This window comes from Pedobacter sp. 01T416_2 (assembly GCF_056398925.1).
Genome location: NZ_JBFTQI010000560.1, coordinates 1 through 3,990, shown reverse-complemented (window position 1 = coordinate 3,990; position 3,990 = coordinate 1). Strand labels below are relative to the sequence as shown.

4 protein-coding genes are annotated in these 3,990 nt (G+C 37.3%); 2 read left to right on the top strand and 2 right to left on the bottom strand.

The features are described from left to right. On the bottom strand, positions 1-865 hold an 865-nt coding region (locus AC1DPQ_RS20250), incomplete at its 3' end, for a ligase-associated DNA damage response exonuclease (protein WP_477610687.1). A gap of 155 nt (positions 866-1,020) precedes the next feature. Here AC1DPQ_RS20250 and AC1DPQ_RS20245 point away from each other — a divergent pair. Together AC1DPQ_RS20245 and AC1DPQ_RS20240 are read left to right on the top strand one after the other, a co-directional pair. Continuing rightward, positions 1,021-1,632, top strand: a complete 612-nt coding sequence (locus AC1DPQ_RS20245) for a SatD family protein (RefSeq protein ID WP_029274320.1) — start codon at positions 1,021-1,023, stop codon at positions 1,630-1,632. Then, positions 1,632-2,342, top strand: coding sequence for a DUF3307 domain-containing protein (locus tag AC1DPQ_RS20240; RefSeq protein ID WP_477583145.1), 711 nt, complete (start codon positions 1,632-1,634; stop codon positions 2,340-2,342). Before AC1DPQ_RS20245 ends, AC1DPQ_RS20240 begins: the two co-directional genes overlap by 1 nt. A 32-nt stretch (positions 2,343-2,374) precedes the next feature. Here the strand turns inward: AC1DPQ_RS20240 and AC1DPQ_RS20235 are convergent. Beyond that, positions 2,375-3,990: S9 family peptidase (locus tag AC1DPQ_RS20235; protein WP_477610686.1), on the bottom strand; the 1,616-nt coding region annotated here is incomplete at its 5' end.

Sequence of the window (3,990 nt, the reverse complement as noted above, 5' to 3'; positions counted from 1 at the left end):
CAGTAATAGCTTCCATTAAGCCGGGCCAATCGGCATGATCACTCAACGCAAAGCCGGCATCAGCACTTTGCCAACGGCGATGTGCCCGCACCTGCATCCAACCAGAGCAAATACCTGTTACCGGGTGGGCTAAATTTTTGATCCAGCGGCTATCCCTCATGGCAGGTGGCACAATTACAATACCTTTCTGCAATTCATCTTTAGTGGTTTCAGGAGTAATTCTGATGGTTTTTGGAAGCTTTACGCCTGCATCAATAATCACTTCATTCAGATTAGCAATACTGTTATGTACATAAATAGGAGTATCACCAGCCAAATTTTTAATTAAACGTTGTGCTTTACCCAAGCTATAGGCAATTAATACACTTGTTTTTTGCTGTATAATATTATCGCTTACCCAATTCTTAATGCCATTAAAAACAACTTCCTGCTTTTGCCATTTGTAAACAGGTAAACCAAAAGTACTCTCGGAAACAAAAGAATGGCACTTTACAGGTTCGAAGGGTGTGGTAATACCATCATCTTCAATTTTATAATCACCAGAGATTACACAAATTTCACCTTTATAAGCTAAACGTACCTGCGCAGATCCGATAATATGTCCAGCAGGAAAAAATGAAATATTCACCCCATTGCGGATAATGCTTTCTCCATATTCCAATGTTTCTACGTTCAAATCTTCGCTGATCCTGCGTTTGATGATAGGCTTGGTTAAGGTATGGCAGAGATAGTATTTATTTCCAAAACGCACATGATCGCTATGTCCATGCGTTGTAACTGCATAATCTACAGGCCACCAGGGGTCTATATAAAAATCGCCTTGCTTACAGTAGATTCCTCTTTTGGTAAATTCTATTAATGCCATAGCTACTAAACAATAAATTTATTGTTTAGTTTTAGGTAAATATCGGCTAAATGCCCGATAATTTAAAATATCGGCTAATTACCCGATAAATAGAAATATCGGCTAAATACCCGATATTAGTTTTGAAATATGAATAATAAGTTCGATATTGTAGTATGATTTGCATTATAACAGGTGATATTGTAGGCTCAAGGAAGATTAAAGATAGCTGGTTATTAAGCTTAAAAACCGCTTTAAAAATAGTTTCCGATCAGAATAATAAGTGGGAGATTTACCGGGGCGATAGTTTTCAGGTAGAAGTTGAGCCAGAAAATGCCATCAGGGCTGCTGCTTATTTAAAAGCATCTATCAGGGTAAATAAACCTGCAGATGTAAGGATGGGTATTGGAATTGGAGATATCAAAAACAAACGGAAAAAACTTTCAGAATCCAGTGGAGATGCTTTTGTAAATTCAGGAGCGGCATTTGACAGTTTAAAACAGGCTAAGGTTAATTTAGCCATTAAAACTGATTCCGCTGATTTTGATGAGGAAATTAATGTCTTAATTAAGCTTTCGCTAATATCAATGGATAGCTGGGGAGTTGTAGCTGCCGAAATGGTAAAACTTGCCTTAGAGAACAATAACCTGTTACAAAGCGAACTGGCGGCTATTTCGGGCCGAACGCAATCATCTGTAAGCGAAGCTTTAAAGCGTGCACATTATACCGAAATTATGGAAATGGACAGGCTTTACCGTAAAAAATTGAACCAAATGATTTTAAAATAATGGATATCTATTTAATCAAGCTTATCCTAACCCATTTAATTGGAGATTTCTTTTTACAGCCAAATGCCTGGGTAAAAGATAAAGAAAGGAAAAAATTAAAATCAATAAAGCTCTATTTGCACGTGGCCATCCACATAGCTTTGATATTCCTTATTTTTTTAAACTTTGGCGTTTGGAAGGTAGCACTGTCAATAGGGGCGCTTCATTTCGTGATTGACGCTTTAAAATCGATCTTTCAGAACAAAAAAAATGCACGGATACTGTTTTTTGTTGATCAGGTTCTGCATTTTACTTCGATAATAGTGGTGTGGCACTTTTTTTATAAGGGAAGTTTAAACATCAGTTTCTTTAATGAAACCAAAACCTGGGTTTTAATTGCGGGAGCTTTATTTCTAACAATGCCTACATCTATTGTAATGCGGGTAATTATTGCCAAATGGCTTCCAGATAACCAACCGGACAGCCCGCAATCGTTACAAAATGCAGGTAAGTATATCGGGATACTGGAAAGAGTGCTGATCTTCTTGTTTATCTTAACCAATCATTTCGAAGCTGTTGGCTTTTTACTCGCAGCCAAATCTATATTTCGGTTTGGCGATTTAAAAGAAGCACACGACCTTAAATTAACTGAATACGTATTGATCGGAACTTTGTTAAGCTTTGGAATAGCCATTGTAACGGCTATGCTTATTCAAATGTTTATTGCATAAAAAAAGCAGCCCGAAAGCTGCTTTTAAATTTTCTATCTTGCTCCAGGAGGGCAGTTTTCTTTTAAAAACTTAGTGTAAGTTAAGGATAAATGTTTGCCAGTTCCTTCGCCCTCAGAGATACTGTGGGTGCGGTTTGGATAACTCATCAATTGAAAAACCTTTCCGTTTTTGATTAACTCATTAATCAACATTTCGGCATTCTGATAATGTACATTATCGTCGCCAGTACCGTGGATATACAATAAATTGCCTTTTAAGTTTTTAGCATAAGTAATCGGAGAACCCTTAACATATGCCTCTTTACTTGGGAAAGGAGTGCCCATATAACGCTCCTGATAAACATTATCGTAGGTTAATTGATTACCAACTGCTGCAATTGCAATACCCGTTTTATAAATTTCTGGGTATTGGAACATCAGGTTTAAAGTAGATGAACCGCCACCACTCCAGCCCCAAACGGCAACACGGTCTTTATCCATAAAAGCATGAGTAGCCAATAGTTTTTTAGCGGCCATCGCCTGATCGCGGATATTGATTACACCAATGTTTTTATAAATACTTTTGCGCCATGTACTCCCTTTTGGAAGAGGTGCACCTCTATTATCCATTGAAATATAGATATAACCATCTTTGGCCATATCACCGGCATATAAACGGTTTCTCCCTGCACCATAAGTATCTAATGCTGTAGCTGAAGCAGGCTCCCCATAAACATAAAATACTACCGGGTATTTCTTATCTGGATTAAAATTATCAGGTTTTTTCATCCAACCGTCCATTTCAATTCCATCTTCAGTAGTTACTTTAAAAAACTCAACTTTGTTTTTAGTTGCAGCTTGTTTGGCTAATTGTGTAGTAATGCTCCCGTCCATTGTAAATGGATTCCCTGTAGCAAAGTTCATCCACTCTGTGATTGGCTCAACAAGCGAACTGTTATATGAATGGCGGGCAAAAGCAGCATTTGGAGAAATATCGTAATTATGTGTTCCTGGTAAAACCGAAGGTGTAATCTGTTCTAATTTACCTTTTCCATCTAATTTGGTTTTAAATAGATATTTCTGAGTGGCATTTATTGGTGACGCCAGAAAATAGACCATATTATTTTTTACATCGATCAATTTTACATCAATCACATCATAATTGCCTTTCGTAACCAATGTTTCTTTTTTTCCATCCAAACTGATTCTATATAGGTGGTTCCAACCGTCCTTTTCAGATACAATGGTAAACTCTTTATTATCATTTAACCATTTCCACTCATCCTGTGCATCAATCCAGGCTTTAGCTTTTTCGGTATAAACTGCTTTTGCCGATCCTGTACCTGCGTTACAAACGAATACTATACTTTCGTTTTGCTGGCGGTTAAGCTGTTGTAAAATAATATCATTACTGTTAGGTACCCACTGCATACGTGGAATATAGTGCTGAATATTATCTCCAGGAACATTTAACCAGTTCGTTTTGGCCGTTGCAATATCAACTACACCAACTTTACAAGCCGACGGATTTTCGCCCACCTTTGGATATTCTACAGGAATGGTATATGGATAAATGGAATCTGTATTATTGATCATTAAGAAATTTTTGATCTTCGTCGCATCAAGCTGCCAATAAGCAATAGATTTGCCATCCGGACTCCATCTAAAAC